The 22,629-nt window shown below is 69.6% G+C and carries 26 protein-coding genes, 1 tRNA gene and 1 pseudogene; 20 read left to right on the top strand and 8 right to left on the bottom strand.

The window, feature by feature from the left end; translation table 11 throughout:
* Window positions 1-290: 290 nt before the first annotated feature.
* Entirely contained in the window at window positions 291-671 is a 381-nt protein-coding gene (locus AB0G15_RS17880; protein ID WP_362840630.1) for a DUF6461 domain-containing protein, read from the top strand.
* Window positions 672-944: 273 nt separating this feature from the next.
* Window positions 945-1,490 carry an SMI1/KNR4 family protein gene (locus tag AB0G15_RS17875; RefSeq protein WP_362840627.1) on the top strand — a complete coding sequence of 182 codons (546 nt, stop codon included), beginning with the start codon at window positions 945-947 and terminating at the stop codon, window positions 1,488-1,490.
* A gap of 140 nt (window positions 1,491-1,630) precedes the next feature.
* Here AB0G15_RS17875 and AB0G15_RS17870 read toward each other — a convergent pair whose 3' ends face one another.
* On the bottom strand, window positions 1,631-1,903 hold the full coding sequence (locus AB0G15_RS17870; RefSeq protein ID WP_362840624.1) for a DUF6461 domain-containing protein: 273 nt from the start codon (window positions 1,901-1,903) through the stop codon (window positions 1,631-1,633).
* On the opposite strand from AB0G15_RS17870, the gene AB0G15_RS17865 reads away from it, so the two are divergent.
* Together AB0G15_RS17865 and AB0G15_RS17860 are read left to right on the top strand one after the other, a co-directional pair.
* Entirely contained in the window at window positions 1,902-2,126 is a 225-nt protein-coding gene (locus tag AB0G15_RS17865) for a transposase (RefSeq protein WP_362840621.1), read from the top strand. The two genes, AB0G15_RS17870 and AB0G15_RS17865, sit on opposite strands and share 2 nt — an antisense overlap.
* A gap of 19 nt (window positions 2,127-2,145) precedes the next feature.
* On the top strand, window positions 2,146-2,607 hold the full coding sequence (locus tag AB0G15_RS17860; protein ID WP_362840618.1) for a tyrosine-type recombinase/integrase: 462 nt from the start codon (window positions 2,146-2,148) through the stop codon (window positions 2,605-2,607).
* An 80-nt stretch (window positions 2,608-2,687) separates the two neighbouring features.
* On the opposite strand, the gene AB0G15_RS17855 is transcribed toward AB0G15_RS17860, so the two are convergent.
* Window positions 2,688-2,761 (bottom strand) — tRNA-Gly (locus AB0G15_RS17855).
* 168 nt (window positions 2,762-2,929) lie between these two features.
* Between AB0G15_RS17855 and dcd the strand changes: the two genes are divergently transcribed.
* The 3 genes from dcd to AB0G15_RS17840 all read left to right on the top strand — a co-directional run bounded on the left by dcd (window position 2,930) and on the right by AB0G15_RS17840 (window position 5,550).
* Window positions 2,930-3,505, top strand: coding sequence for a dCTP deaminase (gene dcd / locus AB0G15_RS17850; RefSeq protein ID WP_362840615.1), 576 nt, complete (start codon window positions 2,930-2,932; stop codon window positions 3,503-3,505).
* A 422-nt stretch (window positions 3,506-3,927) separates the two neighbouring features.
* Window positions 3,928-4,545 (top strand): DUF47 family protein, encoded by a 618-nt coding sequence (locus AB0G15_RS17845; RefSeq protein WP_030924556.1) that lies wholly within the window; start codon window positions 3,928-3,930, stop codon window positions 4,543-4,545.
* Entirely contained in the window at window positions 4,546-5,550 is a 1,005-nt protein-coding gene (locus AB0G15_RS17840) for an inorganic phosphate transporter (RefSeq protein WP_362840612.1), read from the top strand. It begins immediately after the preceding gene.
* 167 nt (window positions 5,551-5,717) lie between these two features.
* Here AB0G15_RS17840 and mshD read toward each other — a convergent pair whose 3' ends face one another.
* Window positions 5,718-6,641, bottom strand: a complete 924-nt coding sequence (mshD, locus tag AB0G15_RS17835; protein ID WP_362840609.1) for a mycothiol synthase — start codon at window positions 6,639-6,641, stop codon at window positions 5,718-5,720.
* Window positions 6,642-6,773: 132 nt separating this feature from the next.
* Here mshD and AB0G15_RS17830 point away from each other — a divergent pair, with 132 nt between their 5' ends.
* The 3 genes and pseudogenes from AB0G15_RS17830 to AB0G15_RS17820 form a co-directional block, all read left to right on the top strand.
* Entirely contained in the window at window positions 6,774-8,591 is a 1,818-nt protein-coding gene (locus tag AB0G15_RS17830; RefSeq protein WP_362840606.1) for a bifunctional metallophosphatase/5'-nucleotidase, read from the top strand.
* Window positions 8,592-8,925: 334 nt separating this feature from the next.
* Complete coding sequence (locus AB0G15_RS17825; protein WP_362840603.1) at window positions 8,926-10,059, top strand: sensor histidine kinase; 1,134 nt, start codon at window positions 8,926-8,928, stop codon at window positions 10,057-10,059.
* A 43-nt stretch (window positions 10,060-10,102) separates the two neighbouring features.
* A pseudogene (locus tag AB0G15_RS17820) lies at window positions 10,103-10,756 on the top strand (response regulator transcription factor); the annotation flags it as partial.
* A gap of 299 nt (window positions 10,757-11,055) precedes the next feature.
* Here AB0G15_RS17820 and AB0G15_RS17815 read toward each other — a convergent pair.
* Window positions 11,056-11,769 (bottom strand): response regulator transcription factor, encoded by a 714-nt coding sequence (locus AB0G15_RS17815; RefSeq protein ID WP_362840600.1) that lies wholly within the window; start codon window positions 11,767-11,769, stop codon window positions 11,056-11,058.
* Between the two features lie 207 nt (window positions 11,770-11,976).
* Here AB0G15_RS17815 and AB0G15_RS17810 point away from each other — a divergent pair, with 207 nt between their 5' ends.
* The 9 genes from AB0G15_RS17810 (at window position 11,977) to AB0G15_RS17770 (ending at window position 16,844) form a co-directional block, all read left to right on the top strand.
* Window positions 11,977-12,228: a MoaD/ThiS family protein gene (locus AB0G15_RS17810; RefSeq protein ID WP_362840598.1), complete on the top strand. Its 252-nt coding sequence runs from the start codon at window positions 11,977-11,979 to the stop codon at window positions 12,226-12,228.
* Window positions 12,229-12,328: 100 nt separating this feature from the next.
* On the top strand, window positions 12,329-13,009 hold the full coding sequence (locus AB0G15_RS17805) for a DUF2993 domain-containing protein (RefSeq protein WP_362840595.1): 681 nt from the start codon (window positions 12,329-12,331) through the stop codon (window positions 13,007-13,009).
* Window positions 13,010-13,057: 48 nt separating this feature from the next.
* Window positions 13,058-13,570 (top strand): sigma-70 family RNA polymerase sigma factor, encoded by a 513-nt coding sequence (locus AB0G15_RS17800; RefSeq protein ID WP_350969222.1) that lies wholly within the window; start codon window positions 13,058-13,060, stop codon window positions 13,568-13,570.
* Window positions 13,567-14,493 carry a zf-HC2 domain-containing protein gene (locus AB0G15_RS17795; protein ID WP_362840593.1) on the top strand — a complete coding sequence of 309 codons (927 nt, stop codon included), beginning with the start codon at window positions 13,567-13,569 and terminating at the stop codon, window positions 14,491-14,493. The genes AB0G15_RS17800 and AB0G15_RS17795 overlap by 4 nt, the downstream gene beginning before the upstream one ends.
* A 225-nt stretch (window positions 14,494-14,718) precedes the next feature.
* Entirely contained in the window at window positions 14,719-15,057 is a 339-nt protein-coding gene (locus AB0G15_RS17790; RefSeq protein ID WP_362840639.1) for a thioredoxin family protein, read from the top strand.
* Between the two features lie 61 nt (window positions 15,058-15,118).
* On the top strand, window positions 15,119-15,232 hold the full coding sequence (locus tag AB0G15_RS17785; protein WP_362840590.1) for a putative leader peptide: 114 nt from the start codon (window positions 15,119-15,121) through the stop codon (window positions 15,230-15,232).
* Window positions 15,233-15,294: 62 nt separating this feature from the next.
* Window positions 15,295-15,693, top strand: coding sequence for a DUF4395 domain-containing protein (locus AB0G15_RS17780; protein WP_362678173.1), 399 nt, complete (start codon window positions 15,295-15,297; stop codon window positions 15,691-15,693).
* A gap of 15 nt (window positions 15,694-15,708) precedes the next feature.
* The gene (locus AB0G15_RS17775; RefSeq protein WP_362840587.1) at window positions 15,709-16,548 is read left to right on the top strand and encodes a sulfurtransferase; all 840 of its coding nucleotides are present in this window, start codon (window positions 15,709-15,711) and stop codon (window positions 16,546-16,548) included.
* The gene (locus AB0G15_RS17770) at window positions 16,548-16,844 is read left to right on the top strand and encodes a DUF1416 domain-containing protein (RefSeq protein WP_329089613.1); all 297 of its coding nucleotides are present in this window, start codon (window positions 16,548-16,550) and stop codon (window positions 16,842-16,844) included. The genes AB0G15_RS17775 and AB0G15_RS17770 overlap by 1 nt, the downstream gene beginning before the upstream one ends.
* Window positions 16,845-16,994: 150 nt before the next feature.
* Here AB0G15_RS17770 and AB0G15_RS17765 read toward each other — a convergent pair whose 3' ends face one another.
* Window positions 16,995-17,987, bottom strand: coding sequence for a DsbA family protein (locus tag AB0G15_RS17765; protein WP_362840584.1), 993 nt, complete (start codon window positions 17,985-17,987; stop codon window positions 16,995-16,997).
* 338 nt (window positions 17,988-18,325) lie between these two features.
* On the opposite strand from AB0G15_RS17765, the gene AB0G15_RS17760 reads away from it, so the two are divergent.
* The gene (locus AB0G15_RS17760; RefSeq protein WP_362840581.1) at window positions 18,326-19,591 is read left to right on the top strand and encodes a hypothetical protein; all 1,266 of its coding nucleotides are present in this window, start codon (window positions 18,326-18,328) and stop codon (window positions 19,589-19,591) included.
* On the opposite strand, the gene AB0G15_RS17755 is transcribed toward AB0G15_RS17760, so the two are convergent.
* From AB0G15_RS17755 to AB0G15_RS17745, 3 genes are all read right to left on the bottom strand, one after another.
* Window positions 19,530-20,342, bottom strand: a complete 813-nt coding sequence (locus AB0G15_RS17755; protein ID WP_362840578.1) for a hypothetical protein — start codon at window positions 20,340-20,342, stop codon at window positions 19,530-19,532. The genes AB0G15_RS17760 and AB0G15_RS17755 overlap by 62 nt on opposite strands.
* Before the next feature lie 821 nt (window positions 20,343-21,163).
* Entirely contained in the window at window positions 21,164-21,916 is a 753-nt protein-coding gene (locus tag AB0G15_RS17750) for a hypothetical protein (protein WP_362840575.1), read from the bottom strand.
* Entirely contained in the window at window positions 21,913-22,560 is a 648-nt protein-coding gene (locus AB0G15_RS17745; RefSeq protein ID WP_362840572.1) for a hypothetical protein, read from the bottom strand. Before AB0G15_RS17745 ends, AB0G15_RS17750 begins: the two co-directional genes overlap by 4 nt.
* Between the last annotated feature and the right edge of the window lie 69 nt (window positions 22,561-22,629).

Raw genomic sequence — 22,629 nt, 5'->3', positions numbered from 1 at the left:
GCGTTGCGATAGCAACGGCGCGGAAAACAACGTCAACACGGACCAGTGGCCCGCTTTCACACTGTGAGCGAAGGCCCTTAAGGAGACTCTGAACTGCTTGACCGGATGCTGGCGCTGTCTACGAAATGTCACTGTCAGTCCGACCAGAATAAGAGAATTCGTCAAGGCGGCACTCGTACCGATCCATTTCGAGCACTGCTACATAGCGAACTCCTGCTGAGATCACCTCACTGACCTATGACGAGTTGATAGACGATGGCCTCTTTCCTGAGACGGTGCTTGCGGGGCGAGTGGGCGAGTGGACGGTGCTCATTGAGGAGAGCGGGTGGACGTGCACGGAAGCCGACAAGGTACAGGCTCTTTCGGCCGGGACCGTGGCCGTGGCGGTGCTGCGGCACGACTACGCATCCGACGACTTCGTCTACGCGGTGGACGGGGAGTTGGTCACGTACTTCAATCCCAAGATTCCTCGATGGCGCCATGGGAGTGATCCCGATCGGCTCAACGACCTGATGAGGCAGGCGGGCCTTGATCCCGACGACGCACCCGGAACCGGTGCTCAGGCACCGTCGTCCGCGTCCGGAGCACTTCTCCTCGCAGCCTGGTTGACCGGCGTGCTGTTGACCTCGGAGATCGTCAAAGGGCCGTTCATGAGTGGCGTCGTTGGCTGATCCGTCCACGAGGCCACGTCCGACAGCCAGTCTGGAGGCCGGCACCATATTCCGCTGCCCGGAATCTACCCGCGCTGCAACACAGCTCGAACTCAAAACCCGCGGATTAAAAGATCGGCTTCGGGCTGTTCCGAACAATTCAATACAGGTCAGCAGACGTGTGCGGTCCGTCCTGAACGGCTCTGAACGCCCCTGTATCGCGACCGAGGATGCAACCCATGACGGCTGTCCGTCAATGAAGGTTTGTCATGGGCGGATGGCAGGATCACCGTCATGACAGACACCGATGATCTCCTGCGGCAAGTGTCCGCGAAGGCGAGCGCGACCACGGAGCACCTGCCGCCCCCCGCGACGGCGGAGGAGGTGGCACAGGCGGAACGCGCCCTGGGTCTCCGGCTCCCTCCTGTGCTCACGCGGCTTTATCGCGAGGTGGCCAACGGCGGCTTCGGCCCCGACTACCAGCTTCTCCCGCTCGTGGGAGAAGGACGTACCGCCGTGAACGACTACCGTGAGGAACGGGGGAGCCTGGATTCCGACGGTGGCGCCTACTGGCCGGCGGACGTGCTGCCTATCCTGGACTGGGGGTGCGGCATGTACGCCGCCGTGGACTGCCGTAGTCCCCAGGGTGTCGTACTGCTCTTCGATCCGAACGGGGCCAGCGGCGACTGGCACGATAGCTGGTACGTCGACTCGGAGAGCCTGACCGGTTGGCTGGAGACCTGGCTCTCGGGAACGGGCTGGTACGAGGAAGACACCGACGATGACGGTGAGATGCGGCCATGGAAGTCGGCTCGGCAGCGGCTGGCAGAGGGAAGGTGACCATCCCAAAACCGCGGATTAAAAGTGAAGGGCGTTTCATGAGTCGTGTGGTGTAGTGACCTGAGCTCTTGCGGTCCGCCGGTCAAGGCCAGCCGAGACCATTCCGTGCATGTTCCGGATCTTCGTGAGGTGGGGTTTCCTCATCGATAAGGGTCGAGATGATCAGTTGATCCTATTGGAGCGCGACCGGCGTACCGGGCACGGGATAGGTGGACACCGGTGGCTCGTTCGGCAAGGGCGAGAGCGCTGGAGACGGGGTCGCCGGCGAATTGCGGCTCCTCGTCGTCGACAGGCAGGCCGAGATCTTCGACGTCGGCCTGCAGTCGGTCAGGGTCACCGCCCTTCCGGAAGCAATAGCTGTACTGGCCCTCCCCTCGTACCGTGGAGGACTGACCTAAGGGGGGTCGGGTCATGGGAGAGACCAGACGGAGTTTCGATCCGGAGTTTCGGGCGGGTGCGGTGCGTATCGTGCGCGAGACCGGGAAATCGATCGCCTCGGTCGCGAAAGACCTGGGGATCAATGCGGGCACGCCGGCCAACTGGTTGCAGATGGACCGGCTGGCTCGCGAGCAAAGCGCGACCGGGCGGCGGGCGGCAGAGGGTCCGGGTACGGCGGCGCGGCGCGCCGCCGCTTGATGCCCGGACGGTTCGGGTCGTGGCCTCCACCACCGAACTCAAGGACGGATCGGTAACCGTCGGCCTGCCCAAGTCCGTGGCCGGTACGCGCACGGTCGCTCTCCCTGAGGTGGTGGTCTCGGAGCTTCGCGCGCACCTCGACACGTACACCGACGAGCATGACGAGGCGTTCGTCTTCCTCGGCGCGAAGGGCGCGATGCTGCGGCGGCCGGCCTTCAGTCGGATCTGGGCCAGGGCTCTGAAGGGGGCGAACCTCTCCGGCGTCCACTTCCACGACCTTCGCCATACGGGCAACATGTTCGCCTCGCAGTCGGGTGCGACGTTGCGGGAGCTGATGAACCGGATGGGGCACTCGACCACGCGGGCCGCGCTGATCTATCTGCACACCGAGAACGGGCGGGATCAGATGATCGCCGACGGCATGGGGAAGCTCGCCGAAGCCGCTCTCAAGAAAGAAGATCCACCGGCATCGGGCACGTAACGGGCACGGAAGATCGAAAGCACTTCGGAAACAACGAAGGCCCGGTCCGGCATTTGCATCCTGACCTGGGCCTTTGTATGTGGAGCGGGTGACGGGAATCGAACCCGCGCTGTCAGCTTGGGAAGCTGATGTTCTGCCATTGAACTACACCCGCGTGCGGCGTGCCGCGAGTCACCACTCTAGCGGAAAGTTGGGCGACTCTCGTCCCTCCCGGGAGCAAGATTCATACGTTCCCTCCGAAGGCGGGTTTCACGGCTCCGCCGTTGCCAGGTTCCTCTCCCGGGGGCGAGCTTCGAAGCTCCGCCGTTGGTAGGTTCCACACGTGCTGCTTTCCGATCGTGACATCGCCGCTCAGATCGAGGCCGGAAGGGTCAGGATCGACCCCTTCCAGCCGGAGATGATCCAGCCGTCCAGCGTTGATGTACGCCTGGACCGCTACTTCAGAGTCTTCGAGAACCACCGGTACCCCCACATCGATCCGGCGGTCGAGCAGCCCGATCTGACGCGGATGGTCGAGCCGGACAAGGGCGAGCCGTTCATCCTGCATCCGGGGGAGTTCGTGCTGGCGAGCACGTACGAGGTCGTCACGCTGCCGGACGACATCGCCTCGCGGCTGGAGGGCAAGAGCTCGCTGGGCAGGCTCGGGTTGCTGACGCACTCGACGGCCGGGTTCATCGACCCCGGGTTCAGCGGGCACGTCACGCTGGAGCTCTCCAACGTCGCGACGCTGCCGATCAAGCTCTGGCCCGGTATGAAGATCGGTCAGCTCTGCATGTTCAGGCTCAGCTCCCCGGCGGAGTATCCCTACGGTTCGGAGAAGTACGGATCGCGCTACCAGGGGCAGCGGGGGCCGACGCCGAGCCGTTCGTACCTCAACTTCCACCGGACCCCCATCTGATTTCCATGATCCTCGGCGGGGGAGGGCGTGGACCCTGGTGAGGGGCCCGAACGCGGTTTAGTGAGAGGCCGTGATGGAAATCACCCTGAATGTTCGCGAAGGCCGCCGGTCTGTCCGACCACGGTGGATCTCGGGGAAACGTCGTGGAAGCGGGGGCTTCGGGGAGGAGTGCGGGCGACGCGCCGGACGGCGATCCGGGGGAGAGAGTCCCATACGTGACCTGCCTTCGGCATAATGTGGCCGAAAACTAGCAAAAACGGTCACCGGAAAGATGCTCGCAAGACTGCCTCAAGCCGTGTGTCGCCGGGTACCCGCCGGGTAACGACATCACGAAGAGTGCGTGTCTGGCAGGTGAAGTTCGCATTTCCGCTGGTAACCCGTACCCTTCTCTGCGGACCATCCCCGCACATCTGGAGAACGACGTGCGCCTGCGTCTCACACCTAGTGAGGACAGCTACTACGACTTGTTCGCCGACTCGGCGAACAACCTCGTCACAGCGTCCCGTCTGCTGGTAGAGATCATCAGTGACGGATCGGACCGGGAAGCCCTGGCCGAGAAGATGCGCGCATGTGAGCACGCCGGCGACGAGCGCACTCACGCGATCATGAATCGGCTCAACGAGAGCTTCATCACCCCCTTCGACCGCGAGGACATCTACCGCCTCGCCTCGAACCTCGACGACGTCATGGACTACATGGAGGCGGCGGCCGACCTGATCGTCCTGTACCAGATCGACCACCTCCCCAAGGAGGTCGTCCGGCAGGTCGAGGTCCTGGAGCGCGCCGCCGAGCTCACCGCCGAGGCCATGCCCCGGCTGCGCTCGATGAAGAACCTCAACGAGTACTGGATCGAGATCAACCGGCTGGAGAACCAGGCCGACCAGGTCTACCGCCGCCTTCTCGCCAAGCTCTTCGGCGGGGAGTACGACGCGTTGACCGTCCTCAAGATGAAGGAGGTCATCGATCAGCTCGAGATGGCCGCCGACGCCTTCGAGCACGTGGCCAACACGATCGAGTCGATCGCGGTCAAGGAAAGCTAAGTGGATCTCACGCTCGCACTCGTCATCGGCGTGGTGGTCGTGGCGCTGGTGTTCGACTACACCAACGGCTTCCACGACGCCGCGAACGCGATCGCGACCTCCGTCTCGACGCGCGCGCTGACGCCGAGGGCCGCGCTGTTCATGGCCGCGGCCATGAACTTCCTGGGTGCGCATCTCGGTACGCAGGTGGCGGCGACCGTCGGCAAGGGCATCATCGACGCCCCGCAGGGAAGCCACGGCCTCGTCATCGTCGGCTCGGGCCTGGTCGGCGCGATCACCTGGAACCTCGTCACGTGGTACTTCGGCCTTCCCTCCTCGAGCAGTCACGCGCTGATCGGCGGCCTGGTCGGCTCCGCGCTCGCCTCGGCGAGCACCGTCCACTGGGACGGGGTGCTGGACAAGGTCGTCATCCCGATGATCCTGTCTCCGCTGATCGGCTTCAGCCTCGCCGGGCTGATCATGATCGGAATCCTGTGGGGGTTCCGGCGCTCCCAGCCCTCGAAGACCAACCGGGGCTTCCGCCTCGCGCAGACCGTGTCCGCGGCGGCGATGGCGCTGGGCCACGGCCTCCAGGACGCGCAGAAGACCATGGGGGTCATCTTCCTGGCCCTCGTGGTCGGCGGCTACCAGAACGACGGCGACCCGATCCCCCAGTGGGTCATCCTCTCCGCCGCCACGGCCATCTCGCTCGGCACGTACGCGGGCGGCTGGCGGATCATGCGGACGCTCGGGCGCCGGATCATCGCGCTCGACCCTCCGCAGGGATTTGCCGCGGAGACGGCCGCGGCGACCGTGCTCTACACCGCGGCCATCGGCTTCGGCGCCCCCATCTCCACCACCCACACGATCACCAGCGCGATCATGGGAGTCGGCGCCACCAAGCGCCTGTCGGCCGTGCGCTGGGGCGTCGCGGGCAACATCGTGACCGCCTGGGTCCTCACGATCCCGGCCGCCGCGTTCGTCGCCGCGCTGTCCTACTTCGCGCTCCACTGGATGGTCGAGTAGTCCTCGGGTGACCGCGCCGGGCCGGGGGTGAACCCGGCCCGGCGCGGTTTGCTTCCAGGGTGCGTCCCTGTACCCGGTACGTCAGGCCGAGGGCATCCGGGACGTCAGGCCGAGGGCATCCGGGACGTCAGGCCGAGGGCGCCCGGTACGTCACGCGGGGGACATCCCTACTTCCGGTACATCACGTCGACGTCCCACCGGGTGAAGCCCAGCCTCTCGTACAGGCGGAGCGCCGCGGGGTTGTCCTCGTCCACGTACAGCATCACCTGGCTCAGGCCCCGCGACCGCAGGTACGTCAGGCCCGCGAGGGTGAGCGACCTGCCCAGGCCGCCGCCCTGCTCGGCGGGGTCGACGCCGACGACGTACACCTCGCCGAGGGGGTCGTGCGCGTGGTCGCCGTCACCGTGGACCTTGGTCCAGTGGAAGCCCACCAGCCGGTCGCCGTCCCCGGGACCGCCCGGTCGTACGGCGAGGAAGAATCCGGCCGGGTCGAACCAGGGCTCCCGCTCGCGCCGTTCCAGGTCCTCGATCGTCCACGTCCCCTGCTCGGGATGCCGGGCGAAGGCCTTGGCGTTGAGCGCCACCCACGCCTCCCGGTCGGAGGTGCCGGGCTCGAACGTGCGCAGCCGTACCCCCTCGGGAAGCTCGAAGCCGGGGATGTCGGCGGACAGGGAGCGGCGCATGCGCCACAGGGACCTGACCTTGTCGAACCCCGCCGACCGGGCGAGGGCCTCGGCGGCCGGATGCCCGCCGTGCGCCCACAGGCGCAGGTGCCCGCCGGTGCGGTCGAGCACCGCCTCCAGCAGTCGCCGCCCGTATCCCCTCCGGCGGAACGCCGGGTGGACGACCAGCTCCCCGCTGGGTCCCTCGACGGGGTCGGTCGGGTCGACGTGGGCGTAGCCCGCGAGGTCGTCCCCGGCGTACAGCAGCACGGCTCCGGCCCGTTCGTCGCCGCCGTAGCGCAGGTGCAGCATCACATGTTCGTTGAGCGGCCTGACCCCGTCGGCCTCCGTGGCCGCCTCCACCACCGCGAGGACGTCGGACACCTCTTGCTCACCGAGCGACCCCCGGTACTCCACGCGCGCGTTCATGGTGTGGACTCTAAGCGGGCACATGTTTCCCGAGCCCACCGGGGGACTGGCAAAAGGCGCCATGCACCCGCCGGGTGAATCGTTACCTCTCGGTCATTCCTTGCACAGACAGTCCCCTTAGTGTCGTGGTTCATGATGTCTCGTTCCTTCCAGCGGCTGGCCATGGCGGGCGTGCTCGCCGGGGCCGGTCTCGTGCTCGCGATGGGACCGGCGCAGGCGGGCGACAGGTCCGCCAAGCCCGCCGCCAAGCCCGCCAAGACGGTGCCGGTCCGCCTGCTCTCCCTCAACGACTTCCACGGCCACCTCGAGCCGCCGACCGGCTCGTCCGGCCGCATGGTCGACGAGACCGGCGCCACCGTCGACGCGGGTGGCGCCGCGTTCGCCGCCACCCACCTCAAGCAGCTCTCCGACAAGAACACGCTGAAGGTCGCCCAGGGCGACCTGATCGGCGCCACCCCCCTGATCTCCGCGGCCTACCACGACGAGCCCTCGGTGGAGTTCCTCGGCAAGGTCGGCGTCACCGCCTCCGCCGTGGGCAACCACGAGTTCGACGAGGGGTACGCCGAGCTCAAGCGGATCATGAACGGCGGCTGCCACCCGGTGGACGGCTGCTCGCCCGCCGGCACGTGGAAGGGCGCGAAGTACAGCTACCTCGGCGCGAACGTCATCTTCAAGCGGCCGGAGCGGGACGCGGAGAAGCAGGCGCTGGAGGCCCTGGGCGGGACGAACCGCAGCTCGCTGCGCAACCTCCTCAAGGACTACGGCATCCCCGCGCTGCCCCCGGTCGCGATCCGCTGGATGAACGGCGTGCCGATCGGCTTCATCGGCCTGGTCACCCAGACCACCCCGAACATCGTCACCTCCGAGGGCGTCAAGGACCTCGAGTTCGTCGACGAGGTGAAGGCCGCGAACGTCGCGTCCAAGCTCCTCAAGATCGTCGGCGTCAAGGCCCAGGTCGTGCTCGTGCACGAGGGCGACCAGGTCACCGCGGGCCAGTCGCCCGACGCGTGCGCCGCCCAGCCGGGCGCGGGCAACCGGATCGCCACCCAGGTCGACGCCGAGATCGACATGATCCTCAGCGGGCACTCCCACCAGGCGTATCTGTGCCAGGTGGCCGACCCCAAGGGCGGCACCCGCCTCTACAGCCAGGGCGGCTCCTTCGGCCGGGTCATCACCAAGGTCGACTTCCAGGTGGACGTCAGGACCCGTGACGTCGTGCGCTCCTCGGTCGTGGCCGACAACCAGGTCGTGACCAGGACCGTCACCCCCGACCCGGAGATCGCCACGTTCGTCCAGACGTGGAAGGACCGCGTCGCGACGGTGGCCAACCAGCCGATCGGCCGGATCACCGCGGACATCACCAACACCGCCGTGGCCTCCGGGGAGTCCCCCCTGGGCAACCTCATCGCCGACGGCCAGCTCGCCGCGACCAGGACCGGCGGCAACGCCCAGATCGCCCTGATGAACCCGGGCGGCGTGCGGACGAGCCTCACCTACGCGGGCTCGCCCGCCGGTGAGGGAGACGGTGTGGTGACGTACGGAGAGGCGTTCACGGTCCAGCCGTTCAACAACCTCATGCAGGTGGTCACGCTCACCGGGGCGCAGCTCAAGACCGTTCTCGAGCAGCAGTTCGTCGGCGGTCCCAACGCCCAGGCGTTCACCAAGATCCTGCAGCCGTCGTCGAACTTCACCTACACCTACAGCGCGAGCGCGCCGTGGGGGTCGAAGGTCTCCGACATGAAGATCGACGGTGTCGCCGTGACGGACACGCAGACGATCAGGGTCGCGGCCAACAACTTCCTGGTCGGCGGCGGTGACGCGTTCCTCGCCTTCAGGGACGGCACGGACCTGTGGAGCGGCCCGCTGGACATCGACGCCTTCGCCGCCCACTTCGCGGCGAACCCGTCCATCACGCCCCCGGTGCCCAACCACATCACGGTCGTTCCGTAACGCGGGCGAAAGACGCGCCACGCCGCGAGGATCGCGGTACGTCGTGAGGCGCGGCACACCGTGAAGACGTGACACGCGCGAGAGGCCCGCCGGATGCGTTCGGTGGGCCTCTCGCACGTGGTGCCGGCGGCGTTCGGCAGGGCCGTACGCCGCGAGGCGCACCGGTGGTGCCGCCGCGGGGCAGGAGGGCCGCCGGGGCCGTCACGCGCCGGGGGGCGTACGCCGTGAGTGGTACCCGCGGCCCGGCCGAGGCCCGCGTACGGCCGGGGATGTACGGGCGGCCTCCTCCTTCCGAGGGTCGGCACAGTGGGCACGGTGACCTACCGTGTCAGGGGTGAGGACCCGGAGAACCGACGCGCTGGTCGCGGCCGGGGTGCTGGCGGGGATCGTCGGGGGCACCTACGGCGGGCTGTCCAGCTCGGGTTTCCCCGAACGCCCGCTGGACACGCTCGGCCTGGCGCTGATCACGGTGTCGTCGCTGGCGCTGGCATTCCGGCGGAGCGCGCCGCTGCCGGTGGGCACGATCACCGTGGCCTGCGTCGTCGCCTACCACGCCTGGCGGTACCCGGGGATCTTCGCCGCCGCGCCCGCCCTGGTGTCGATCTACACGGCGGCGGTGCTCGGGCGGCGTCGTCCCGCGGTCTGGCTGGCGGTCGCGATGGCCGTGGGGATCTACGGCCCCATCGCGCTGTCCGACGTCGACCCCGCCCCCGACGGCGGTTTCACCCTGCTCAGCGGCTGGCTGGTGGCGATGGTGGTCCTCGGTGAGACGGCCAGGAACCGCCGCGCGTACCTGAACGAGGTCGAGGGGCGGGCGATCGAGGCCGAGCGCACCCGCGAGGAGGCGGCGCTGCGCCGGGCCGACGAGGAGCGTCTGTGGATCGCCCAGGAGCTGCACGACACCCTCACCCACAGCATCTCGGTCATCAACGTCCAGACCTCCGTCGCCATGCACCTGCTCGACCATGACCCCGCGCGGTCCCGCGAGGCACTGGCCGTGATCAAGGAGTCGGGGCGGGAGGCGATGCGGGAGCTCCGCGCCACGCTGGGCGTGCTGAGGCAGGCCGATCCCGACGGCCCCGAGGCGGGCCTGGCCGCTCTGCCCCGGCTGGTCGCCAGGGCGGAGGCGGTGGGGCTGCCGGTCAGGGTCCTCGTCGTCGGAGAGCGCCTGGACCTGCCCCCGGACGTCGACCGGGCGGCCTACCGCATCGCGCAGGAGGCGTTCACCAACGTGCTCCGGCACGCCGGGCCCGCGTCGATCACGCTGACGACCGAGTACCGGCCGGGAACGATCGTGCTGCGCGTCGAGGACGACGGGGAGTCCGCCGCGGAGGTCACGAGATACGGAATGGGGTTGATCGGGATGCGCGAGCGCGCCGTCGCCGCCGGAGGGTCGCTCACCGCGGGCTCGCGTCCGCAGGGCGGGTTCGCCGTCCGTGCCGAGCTGCCCCTGGCGGGGCGGTCGTGATCGGGGCGTCGCCGGCCGGCGACCAGGTGCCGGCGGGGTGGCCGTGATCAGGGTGCTGCTCGCCGACGACCAGGCGCTGATCCGCGCGGGCTTCCGGGCACTGCTCGACATGGCCGGCGACATCACCGTCGTCGGCGAGGCGGGCAACGGTGTCGAGGCCGTCGAGATGTCCCGCGCGCTGCGGCCGGACGTGGCGCTGCTGGACGTCAGGATGCCCCTGCTGGACGGCATCCAGGCCACCAGGAGGATCGGCGCCGACCCCGAGCTCGACGCGGTGCGCGTGGTGATCCTGACCAACTACGCCCTCGACGAGTACGTCTTCGCCGCGCTGCGCGCCGGGGCCGGGGGATTCCTGCTCAAGGACATCGAACCCGCCGAGCTGCTGAGGTCGGTCCGGGTGGCCGCCGCCGGTGACGCGCTGCTCTCGCCCTCCGTGACCCGGCGGCTGATCGAGGAGTACGTGTCCACCCCGCCCAGGCCCGTCGCGGGGCCCGGCCTGGAACGCCTGACCGGCCGGGAGCTGGAGATCCTGGCACTGGTCGCCACGGGCATGTCCAACGCGGAGATGGCGGGGCACCTGGCCATCAGCCATGCCACCGTCAAGACCCACGTCAGCCGGTCGATGACCAAGCTGGGGGCGCGCGACCGGGCACAGCTCGTCGTCTTCGCCTACGAGTCAGGGCTGGTCACGCCCGGAGCGTCGGGAGCACCCGGAGCGTCGGGAACGCCTGGAGCGTCCGGAGCTCCCCGGGCGTTCGGGACGCCTGGCGCGTCAGGCACACCCGGCTCGGCGTCCGGCGGACGCGCCTGAAGGGCACGCACGTCACACGCACATCACGCATGGCCGGACACGACCGCGTACTCACCCGGTTCGCCCGGCACTGGCGGGTGCGGCCCACCACCCTGGCGACAACTCCGCGGGGCGGGAACGTGCCAGGGCCGTTTCCGGCGACTCCTGGGAACCCCGGGAGACACAGGGCCGGGAAGGACAGGGGCCTAGTGGCGCGCGGGCTCGCGCTCCTCGACGGGCTCGTTGCCGCGCTCGGGGACGAACCGGTAACCGACGTTGCGGACCGTGCCGATCAGCGCCTCGTACTCGGCGCCGAGCTTGGCGCGGAGCCGCCGGACGTGGACGTCCACGGTGCGGGTGCCGCCGAAGTAGTCGTACCCCCAGACCTCCTGGAGGAGCTGGGCGCGGGTGAAGACCCTGCCGGGGTGCTGCGCCAGGTACTTCAGGAGCTCGAACTCCTTGAAGGTCAGGTCCAGCGCGCGCCCACGGAGCCTGGCGGTGTAGGTGGCCTCGTCGATCGACAGGTCACCGTTGCGGATCTCGTCCGGCACCTCCTCGGCGGCGGACAGGTGGAGCTTGCCGACGGCCATCCTGAGCCGCGCCTCGACCTCGGCGGGTCCGGCGGTGTCGAGGATGACGTCGTCGGCGCCCCACTCCGCGGTCAGCCCGGCGAGACCGCCCTCTGTGACGATCACCACCAGGGGGCAGGCGACGCCCGTGGTGCGCAGCAGCCGGCACAGGCTCTTGGCCTGGACGAGCTCGCGGCGCGCGTCCACCAGGATCGCGTCGGCGGGCGGGGTGTCGAGCAGGGCGGATGCCTCCGCGGGCGCGACCCGTACCGAGTGCAGTAGCAGCCCCAGCGCCGGAAGCACCTCGGTTGAGGGCTCAAGGGCGTTGGTGAGCAGCAGGAGATTGCTCACGATGCCTCCTTCCCGCGTCATGCCGGCAATCAGCCGTACAAACACGTAAGGACCCGGGGGCTACGTTGCCCAGGTCCCGTAGTAGGTGAGGATAACCCACAAGGGTTCAGCGTCCAGCGAACGTCCACCTGGTGAACACCCGTTCTCCATGTGGATTCACCGTAATGACACGGTAACCGTACGTGTGCTTGGGGAGTTGATTCACTGATGGCGACGGTCATTGTCAGATATTGGGCCGCGGCGAAGGAAGCGGCGGGGATCGCGGAGGAGCGGTCCGAGGCCGCGACGCTTGCCGAGTTGATGACGAAAATCACATCGAATCGTGAAGGGCTGGCTCGCGTGGTGAGCCGGTCGTCGTTCCTGGTGGACGGAGATCCGGTGGGCAGGCGGGCCCACGAGACGATCGTCCTGAAGGACGGGGCGACGGTCGAGGTGCTCCCGCCGTTCGCGGGCGGTTGAGCGGGGTGGACGCTACCAACGGCGCGGCGTTTCGGACAGGATTGCGGGGGGAGGTCACGCCAATGGCACCCCTCGGGCCGGAGAACGAACAGGGAGTCGGATGCGCAAGCTGATCGGTTTTCTCCTCCTGCTTCTCGTTCTCGTGGTGATCCTCGACAGGGTCGCCGTCACGGGGGTCCAGCGCGAGATCGCCACGCAGGCCACGGCCAAGTACGACCTCTCGACCCCGCCGGAGGTCACGATCGAGGGCATCCCCTTCCTGACCCAGGCGATCGCCGGGCGTTACGAGGAGGTCAGGGTCGTCGCGGGCGCGATGACCGTCTCGGGCATCCGGCTGTCGAGCGTCGACTTCACCCTGCGCGGCGTCACGGCCTCGCTGGAGGACCTGGTGCTCCGTCCCCAGCAGGTGGACATGCGCGCCGAGCGCGTGGAGGGGGCGGTGGTCGTCCCGCTGGAGACGCTCAACCAGCGGGCACCTCGCGGGATCAAGGTCAGTGTCGTGGGCGACGAGCTCAGCGTCAGCGGGGAGATCACCGTGCTGGGGCAGAAGGTGCCCGTGAAGGCGGCGCTGAAGGTCGAGATCGTCGAGGGCGGCCTGCGGCTCGTCCCCGGGAAGGTGACCCTGGGCGGAGGCATCCCCGTGCCCGACCCCGAGCGGTTCATCAACTACCGCGTCCCGATCGGCAAGCTGCCGTACAACCTCAAGCTGACCGAGGTCAAGGCCGTTCCCGAGGGGCTGCGCATCTCGGGCGAGGCCTCCGACGTGCCCCTCCGAGGCTGAACGTGCCCCGTGCCTGAACCGGATCGTCCCGCCGTACGTCGTGAGGATGTGAGCCAAGCCGGAACCGCCGACGAGCAACTCGTCAGGGCGCTCTTCGACGAGCACGGCGGGCCACTCTACGGCTACGTGCTGCGGCTGACGGGCGACTCGGGGAGAGCGGAGGACGTCGTGCAGGAAACGCTGTTGCGGGCCTGGCGCCATCCTGACGCGTTCGCCGGCCGCTCCATCCGCGCGTGGCTGTTCACGGTGGCCCGCAACCTCGTCGTCGACCAGCACCGGGCGCGCAAGGCGCGACCCCCGGAGACGGGTGACGAGGCGCTCGCCGTGGTGCCCGCCGACGACGAGCTGGAGCGGGCCGTCGAGTCGTGGGCGGTCGCCGAGGCGCTGGCCGCGCTGCGGCCCGAGCACCGCGAGGTGCTGGCCGAGGTCTACTACCAGGGGAAATCCGTCAAGGAGGCCGCCGAGTCGCTCGGCATCCCCGCAGGAACGGTTAAATCGCGCACGTATTACGCGCTTCGGGCGCTCAAACTGGCGCTGGAGGAGCGGGGGCTCGCGCCATGATGATGACCTGTGACGAAGTACGGATGTCGCTCGGGGTCTACGTTCTCGGTGCCCTGGAGCCGGACGAGCGCGTGCTCGTCGAGGCCCACCTCGCCGAGTGCGCCGAGTGCCGGGCCGAGCTGGAGGAGCTGGCCGGGGTGACGGCGTTCCTCGGCAGGGTGTCCGAGGGCGACGTGGCGCAGGTGGCGAGCCCGCCCACGGCGGTGCTCGACCGGCTGCTCAGCGCCAAGGCCAAGCGGCGCCGTACGAACCGCCTGATGCTCTCGCTGGCCGCCTCGGTCCTGGTGGTCGGGCTCGGCGGCGGCACCCTGTGGACCGTCACCCAGGGCTCCCGGGAGGTCGGCACGGCGTCGGCGCCTCTGGCGGACAGGCCGGCGACCTCCGCGGAGGGCGGCCAGGAGAGCGCTCAGTCCTTCGGGGACCCGGCCGCGCCCGACACCGACGCCAGGGCCAGTGCCAAGGTCAAGTCCTCCACGTCACCGCCCCGGGAGGCGTTCAGGTCTCCGGCGGCCAGCTCCGCACCGGATGCCGCCCGGTCCTCGACGGCCGGTCCCGTACCGGACACCTCCGGGTCACCGCAGTCCAGCCCCGCGCCGGAGGTCCTGCTCGCCCCGAGCGAGCTGCGGTTCAAGGGGGAGGACGACACGGGCACGGTCCGCGCGGTGGTGACCGCGTCCGCGGGGGAGGGCGCGACCACGATCAAGGTCGCGCTCACCGGCGTGGCCAAGGGCACGCGCTGCCGGCTGGAGGTGGTCGGGGAGGGCGGGCTCAGGGAGACGGCGGGCAACTGGGTCGTCAACCGGGCCGCCTACGACGAGTCGGGTGACTTCGAGGGCACCACGACGATCCCGCCGGAGCGGATCACGTCGTTCGAGATCACCACCGCCGGGGGACGAGTGCTGCTCACGATCCCCGCTCCCTGACCCGTCCGGCGCGCCCGTTCCACCGGGTCGTCCGCCCGGTCTGGGGAAGAGCCGTCCGCCCGGTGCCGGGAAACGGCCCGAACGCGGAGGCCGGCGCGGGAACCCGGTGCGGGAATGGCGCGGGTCGCACGCCTGTTGTCGTGTTCCGTGACCGGTTTGACGGTGGTGGTCGTCACCCTCGCCCTCGCCACGCTCGTGGGCGTGGTGCTGCGGCGGCGGAACGGCGTGGCGCGAGAGGTGAGGGGCGACGTGGAGCGGCTCACGTCCGGGGACATCCACGCGGAGCTGGGAGAGCGGGCCACGCTCGTGCAGTTCTCCACCTCCTTCTGCCAGCCGTGCCGGGCGACCCGGCGGATCCTCGCCGAGGTGGCCGGGATGGTGCCCGGCGTCGCGCACGTGGAGATCGACGCGGAGTCCCGCCTCGACCTGGTCCGATCGCTGAACATCCTGCGCACCCCCACCGTCCTCGTCCTCGACGCGTCCGGGCGGGTCGTGAGGCGCGCCTCCGGCCAACCCAGGAAAGCCGACGTCATCGCTGCCCTCGGTCCGGCGGTCGGCGAATGAGCGGGGCACCCTATCGCCCATTGAACGATCATGTCTCAGAAATTGGACAGGGATGTGACAGATGGCGGGACGCCGGGGTAATGTCGTGGACATGAACTCCACGACAGAGCTGCTTACGAAGCGGCGCGCGGTTGATTTCTGCCGCGTGACCACCGCTCTCTGTCGCGTTTCCTAAGGGCGATCTCAAGCGGCCGTCGAGCCGCACCGATCTGCACAACCCTTCAGGAGCATCAGGCGATGCAGGTTGATTCCCGAGCTCTCCGCTTCGCAGCGGCCGTCACCACCGTCGTGCTCGCACTCGTCCTCGTGACGGGCAGCGTGTGGCTGCTGGCAGCGCAGGCCGTCGTGTTCGCACTGGGCGTTCTCGGCACCTCGCCGTACGGGATGATTTTCAAAGGGATGGTGAAGAGTCCGCCGAAGGAACTGGAGGACGCCGCCCCGCCGCGTTTCGCGCAGGGGGTCGGACTCGCCTTCGCTCTGGTGGGCTTGGTCGGATACGTCACACAGATCACGCCGCTGGCCCTCGGTGTCGTCGCAGCGGCCCTTTTCGCCGCATTTCTCAACGCCGCTTTTGGTTTCTGTCTCGGCTGCGAGATGTTTTTGATCATTCGCCGTTTACTACCCGCCGCACGATGATCCTGGAGGATCAAAATGAGCCGCTCCGCCGTCCTGGTCGACGCTGACTGGGTCGAGGCCAACCTCGACACTCCCGGCGTTGTTCTCGTCGAAGTGGACGAGGACGCCAGTGCATACGACAAGGGCCACATCCGTGGCGCCGTGAAGGTCGACTGGAAGCAGGACCTGCAGGACCCGGTCCGCCGCGACTTCATCGACCGTGAGGGCTTCCAGGCGCTGCTGTCGTCCAGGGGCATCGCCAACGACGACACCGTGGTCCTCTACGGCGGCAACAACAACTGGTTCGCCGCCTACGCGTACTGGTACTTCAAGCTCTACGGCCACGAGAACATCAAGCTTCTCGACGGTGGCCGCAAGAAGTGGGAGCTCGACTCCCGCGAGCTGGTCAAGGACGTCCCCGCGCGTCCCGAGACGAGCTACCAGGCCAAGGACCAGGACCTGTCCATCCGCGCCTTCCGTGACGACGTCGTCGCCGCGATCGGCAAGCTCAACCTGGTCGACGTGCGCTCGCCCGACGAGTTCACCGGCAAGCTGCTCGCGCCCGCCCACCTCCCGCAGGAGGCGGCACAGCGCGGCGGCCACGTTCCCACCGCCCGCAACATCCCCTGGTCGAAGACCGCCAACGACGACGGCACCTTCAAGACGGACGAGGACCTCAAGGCCCTCTACGAGGGTGAGGGCGTCGACTTCTCCAAGGACACCATCGCCTACTGCCGCATCGGGGAGCGCTCCGCGCACTCGTGGTTCGTCCTCCACGAGATCCTCGACCAGGCCAGCGTCAAGAACTACGACGGATCGTGGACCGAGTACGGCTCGCTCATCGGCGTGCCGATCGAACTGGGAGAGGCCCGATAATGACTCAGGGATGCGCTGCTCCGGAACAGACGGTTGCCCTTCCGGCCGGGATCGATCTTTCGAGCCAGGCCGTCATACAGGGCGTGGTCTCGGGCGCGGGCACGGCATACGCCCGCCTGCTCGACCACGCGGGAGAGTTCACCGGTGAGGTCGTGGTGTCCGACGAGGGCATCTTCCGTTTCTTCGCCGCCCCCGGTGACTGGACCGTCCGCATCATCGCGGGCGGCGGGGTCACCAAGGACATCCCGGCCCAGGCCCGCCTGGGTGAGGTCACCCAGCTCGCCGTGGCCGTCTGACCTCTCGGGGCCGGACTCGCCACAGCGAACCAGCACGTTGACCGAACAGCACGAATCAGCAGGGTGAGAGGACCGGCTCTTCTTCGGGAGGCCGGTCCTCTCCGTCGTGTCTCCGCCCTCTCATGTCAGACCGCGAGACGCCCTCTCATGTCAGACCGCGAGACGGTCCGCCAGACGGTTCTCGACACGATCGAGGGCATCGACGTAGTCGGGCTCCGGGGACATGGCCGCCGCCAGGCGCAGGTGGGGCAGGGCCTCGGGGAGACGGCCGGCGCGTTCGAGGGTCCGGCCGAGCAGGAACCGGGCGTAGTGGTCACCGGGGGTGCGCTCCAGAAGCGCCTCCAGGGTCTCCCTCGCCCTGCCGAGCTGGGCCGAGCCGAAGTAGGCGCGGGCCGCCAGCAGCCGGACCGCGGGATCGTCGCCGTGATCGGCCAGCAGCGGACGCAGCGTCCACAAGGCGCCGAGGGGATCCCGGGCGTCCAGCAGCGCCTCGGCCTGGCGCAGCCACCTGACCTCGTCGGGGAGTTCCCGCCGGGGAGCGGCGTCCCGTACCAGGCCGCCGAGGACCTCGGCCGGCTGCGCGCCGGAGACCATCGTGTCGCCGACCGCGAAGGTCGGCGAGGTGACGATGCCCTCGGCCTTGCCGCGCAGCAGCTCGGAGCGGACCTCGTCCGCGCCGTCGCCTCGGCCGAGCGCCTCGGCCATGCCGTCCAGACCGGCCTCGGCGGCGAGCGCCACCAGGGTGGCGCGGTCCCCGATGTCGGAGCCCTCGACGAAGTGGGCACGCAGGATCCGCTCCACGACCGCGCCCTGGAGCGCCGCACCGCCCCGCCGGTGGGCGAGGGCGATCACCCGGTGGGCGTCGAACGTGTTCGCCCGCCACACGGCGCCCCGCGGCCGCCCGCCGTCATCGGTTCGCTCCCCCGCCGGGGGCGGCGCCGGGGTCGGGTGGAGGGCTCGCAGGGCGCCCTCGGCGACCTGGTCGCGCAGCTCCTCCTCCAGCGGCTCCGACGGAACCGGAGCCGTCGGATCGATGACGTACGGGCGCCAGACGATCTCCACGTCCTCGCCGAATTCCGCCTGCTCCAGGCGCCGCCTGCCGATGTAGGCCCACGCGCAGACCACGTCGGCCCAGACTTCCATGCGCTTCATTGCCGCTGCAACAAACGGGGCCGGTCGTTTATTCGGCGGGCCCTCCGGTCTCGGCCGGTGCAGGTCACGAGCGTGGAAACCTGTGGCGGTCACCGTCTCGGCGCCCTTCCTATCCGGCGGGGATCCGGTCGCGCTCACGACGGCCGGAGAGGGTCGACGGGGTCGGCGGGAGGTGCCGGGAGCGCGGTGTTCCACCGGCCTCGCCGGTAGGGCTGCGCTCCGTCAGGGGAGTCGTTAGCATGCGTCGGGTGCCTGAAACGCCTGTTATGCCCGCACAGTCGCCGGCAGTCGGCCGGAGGTCCGCCTCGCTTTCCGCGGCCTCGCTGCCCATGCACACGCTCAGGATCTTCGGTGCCTGCGCCCTGTCGCTGATCCTCTGGTTCTCGGCGGGCAGGGTGGTCCGGGGGCTGCTGATGGTGGCCGCCAGCGAGGTCTCCCACGGCGACTACCGGCAGGTACGGCTCGTCATCACGATGTTCGTCTTCACGTTGATCGTGTTGAACGAGCTTGTGATCATGGTCGGCATGCTGCACTCGGTGCGCGGGGCGCTGCGGGAGATCCAGGCGCGGCGGGAGGGCGGCGAGGCGGACGAGAGCATGTTCGGCGCGCTGAACCGTGCCACGCTGGTCTTCGCCACCATCTACCTCGCCTGGAGCTTCCAGAACGCCGACGCCAGGGAGTTCATCGCCGTCGACACCGCCAGGCGGGTCGACCAGGACTTCGCGGCGAGTCTCGCGGGGCAGGAAGTGGAGGGCGGCACCGGGCTCTCCACGCTGGACGTGCGGGTCTCCCTGGGGGTCGCCGCGGTCGCGTACCTGCTCAAGACGCTGTTCAGCTGGTGGCACGTCAACGGCAAGGTCAGGGGCAGCGGCGTGTTCGCGACCTTCTTCGAGCTGGCCTTCGCCTTCTACAGCATCAACGCCCTGTTCGCCCTCGCCGAGGCGCGGGCGGAATGGCTCGAGGACCGGGCCGTCGTGGCGGCGGCCAGGGACTGGGCCGAGCAGGCGGGTGAGGCGATGCCGTGGTGGAAAACCTTCTGGGACGCTGTCGGGGACGTCTGGCCCCATGTGATCGACGGTCTGGTCGTCCCGCTCACCTGGCTGACGGTCGCCTCGCTCGTCTACGGAGCCTTCGCCGAGGACACCCGGGCCGTCGTACGGGGAACCAGGCTCGACAACGTGGCCACCCGCATGGAGCGGACGCACAACCTCACCCAGACCACGATGACCCGTGCCACGGCCGGGTTCCAGGAGCGCTGGGTCCCCCCGATGAACGCCTTCCGGCTCGCCGTCCGGGGCGGTCCCGCGCTGTTCGGTCTCTTCTGCCTCGGTTATGTCGGGATCAGGGTGGTCACCGACTACGCGGACCGGGGCGTGCGGATGCTGATCGGCAACGAGGACCCGTTCGTCTGGCTGGCGCTGTCCGGGCCGGTGTCCTTCGTCAGGGAGATGGCGGTGCTGACGCTGACCGTCTGCCTGCTGGCGGCCACGTTCGACATCGCGGCCACCCGCAGTCGTGAGGCGGGGGAGACGCTCACCGCCGGAAGCGCAGCACCTGGTCCTGAACAGGGTCCTTCTGCTCCGCGGCCTTCTTGAAGATGTCCTTCGCGGACTCGTCCTCCACGACGTCGTACGTGGCGGGGCGGACGTGGACCTCGACCTGCCCCGCCAGCTTCCTGGGCACCACGGCGACCATGTTGTAGGAGTACGCGGTACCGACCCTGTGGTCCTTGGCCTCGTCCGGGACGTCGTCGCTCTCGGGGAGGACCTTCCATACGCGGCCGTCGGAATGCCTTACCTCGACCTGGGGTTCACCGCGCCGGCTGATGCCCTCGGCGTCCAGTGCGGTCCTCGTCACCTTGATCTTCAGCCACTGGCGGTCGGCCGGGAGGGTTTTCTGGCCGGGCAGGCTGTCCACCTGCTCGACCGAGGACTTCCACGACACGTGCATCAGCGTCATGGCGCCCCCCGCGGCGACGGTGTAGATCCTGTCGGCGGGGTTGCCGGTCCTGTAGACGGTGTAACCGTTCCACGTGGAGACCGCGATGCCGAGTCCCACGGCCACGATCGCCGCGCCGGCCCGCAACACCGTACGGCGCCTCCTCCTCGGTGAGGTCTCCTCCGCGGCCGCCGCGGTCTCCTGCGGTGGGCGTTCCCCTGGCGGCGCGTCGGCGGGGGCGGCCGCGTGCATCGCCGCCGCCGTCCCGGTTCCGGCGGCGGAGGGTCTGGGCAGCGGGGACCCGGTGACGGAGGGGAACGGCTGGGTCGAGGCTCCCTCCGGCTCTTCCGCCGGTTCTTCCACGGGCGGCTTCGGGGGCCAGACCTGTTCGTCCGGGAACGTCTGCATAGGGCCGGGCGTCCACTGACCACCGCCCGGAGGTTGCCGGCGCTGAGGCGGGGTGGGGCGGCTCCTGGCCGGGGTGGGAGGTACGGCGGGGAGACCGGGGGCCTGGGCGGGGGGTACGGCCGGGAGACCCGGGGCCGGAGTGGGGGGCGCCGGTGAGGCGGCGGGCCGGGGCCGGGCGGCGGGAGCCGGTTGCGCCGGAGGGGGGAACCCCTGCCCGGCATGGCGGTTCCCGGGCTCGGGCGGGTTCAGCCGCCGGGCCCGGGGAAGCGCGGGCCGTTCCGGATTCTGTCCGGTACGCCGCCGGTGGGCCGCCGGAGGTTCCGCGTGACGGCCGCGAGGTTGCGTGGGCGCGTCGTCGAGACCGGGCGGTGCCGGGTGTCCGAGGGGAGCACCGGGGACGCCGGGAGCGCCCGGAGCACCGGGAGTGCCGGGAGACATCGGTCCTGGCGACGTCTGACGCTCGCCGGCAGCGCCGGAAGGCAGCGGTCCGGAAGGCAGCGGGCCGGGCGGTGTCGGGCCGGGCGGTGTCGGATGCTCGCCGGGGGTGCCGGGGGGCGCCGGCCAGGTGCCGAGGGTGGCGGGCCAGGGGCTGCCTCGGTAGGGATCGCGAGACGGCGTGGAGGAACGATCCTCCGAGTCGGGCCGGTTCTGCCGTGCGGGCCCGTGCTCCCCTGCCGGCCCGTGCTCCTCCGCGGGCCGGGGCTCGCGCGCGGAGCGTGCCTCCCGTGCGAGCCGTTCCTCTCGTGCGAGCAGCTCCTCCCGCGAGGCGAACCAGTCGCGGCCCTGCTCGTCCTCGGGGCCTCCCCGGTGTGGCGTCCCCATCAGTTCCTGCTCGCCAACTCGTAGACGTCCTTCGCGGTGGAGGTCAGCCGTCGCGCGGCCGCCTCGTCCAGCCCCAGGTCTATCTCGATCTCGGGTCCGTTCGGCTCGACGATGAAACCGGATGAGGGGGCGAGCAGGATCCGCGAGTCCGGGAGCTCCCCGGGCGGTATCTCGAAGACCGTCACGCCCTCGGTCCACCAGCCCGGCTGGATGTAGGGATGGGTGATGGTCGACATCGGGTCCACCCTGTCGGAGGCCACGTAACGGTGCCCGCCGCCCGTCAGCAGCCGGGGAGGCCCCAGCTGTTGCGGCTCCCAGGTCGCCGTGGCGCCCACCTCGACGATGATGAAGATCCCCTTGGCGGTCACCCGTTGCTGCTCGCCGCCGGCCTTCTTGGTCGCGACGGCCTTGGCCGCGTGCACCGCCTTGACCCGCGCGGAGATCCGGGAGCCGGTGACCTCCTCGTTGATGTCGCCGGTCGAGGTGAGGGGCGCGTCATGGTCGGCGATCCCCGAGCCGAAGGCCTGCAGCCCCACGGCCGAGGCCGCCAGCGCGATCCCGGCCAGCACGGCGCCGGCGGCGCGCCACCGGTTCGGCGGCGCGGTGGTTCTGCGGCGGGCGGGCGTTCCGGAGCGGGAGCCGGGCCGGGGGTGGTTCTCAGGCCGGGGACGAGTCTCGGGCCGGGGCCGGGGCTCGGGCGGCGAATGAGTGTCAGGACGGGCCTCGGGCCGGGAACGGGAAGAGGCGTTCACGAACGTGTTCCCTTCGGCACGACGGGAAGCGTGACCTGGGCCGTCACCACGGGCTTCTCCTTGCCCGCGTCGTTCTCCGTCACCAGGAACCAGCCCGGCGCCAGGGTGATCCCCTCACGCCACTCGTACTTGCCGACGTCGATCGTCAGCTGCTTGGGAGCCCGTTGCCTGTCCTCCAGCTCGTACCTGACCACGACGCTGGTCGGCAGGGCCGGGTGGAGTTGTGTGCTCTCGCCGCCTCCGGTGGGGGAGAACACCGACGCGCCGTACTTGCCCTTGATCGCCGGGGTTATCTTGAGCAGGGACGTGCCGAGGGACCCGCCGGCCAGGGTGCCCTCGTAGAGCAGTCCCGTGATCGCGGTCTCGTCGCCCTTGTTGACGACCCGGAGCTCGATCTCCAGGAAGCGCTTGGCGGGGCCGCCGAACAGGCCGGGCTCGCTCAGGGTGCGGGACCCGACGAACGTGGTCGTGAACTGCTCCTGGTCCACGGTCGAGCCCTGGCCGAGCCGCTTGGGAGGCTTGTCGGGGGCCGTGGCGAAGCCGCCGAGGGCGGCGGTGACTCCCAGACCGGCGGCCGTCACCAGGGCGACGAGCGGGACCGCGATGGGGCGCCGTCTGGTGGGACCCTCGGAAGGCGGAGTCATGAGAAACGATGTTAATCGCTGACGTCCGTCTCATCCGACTCATCTGCCCCTTAAGTCCTGGCGAACCTG

The organism is Streptosporangium sp. NPDC023825 (genome assembly GCF_040639575.1).
Classification (GTDB): Bacteria; Actinomycetota; Actinomycetes; order Streptosporangiales; family Streptosporangiaceae; genus Streptosporangium.
The sequence above is the reverse complement of the archived record's forward strand: the minus strand, read 5'-3'. Positions and strand labels throughout refer to the sequence as shown.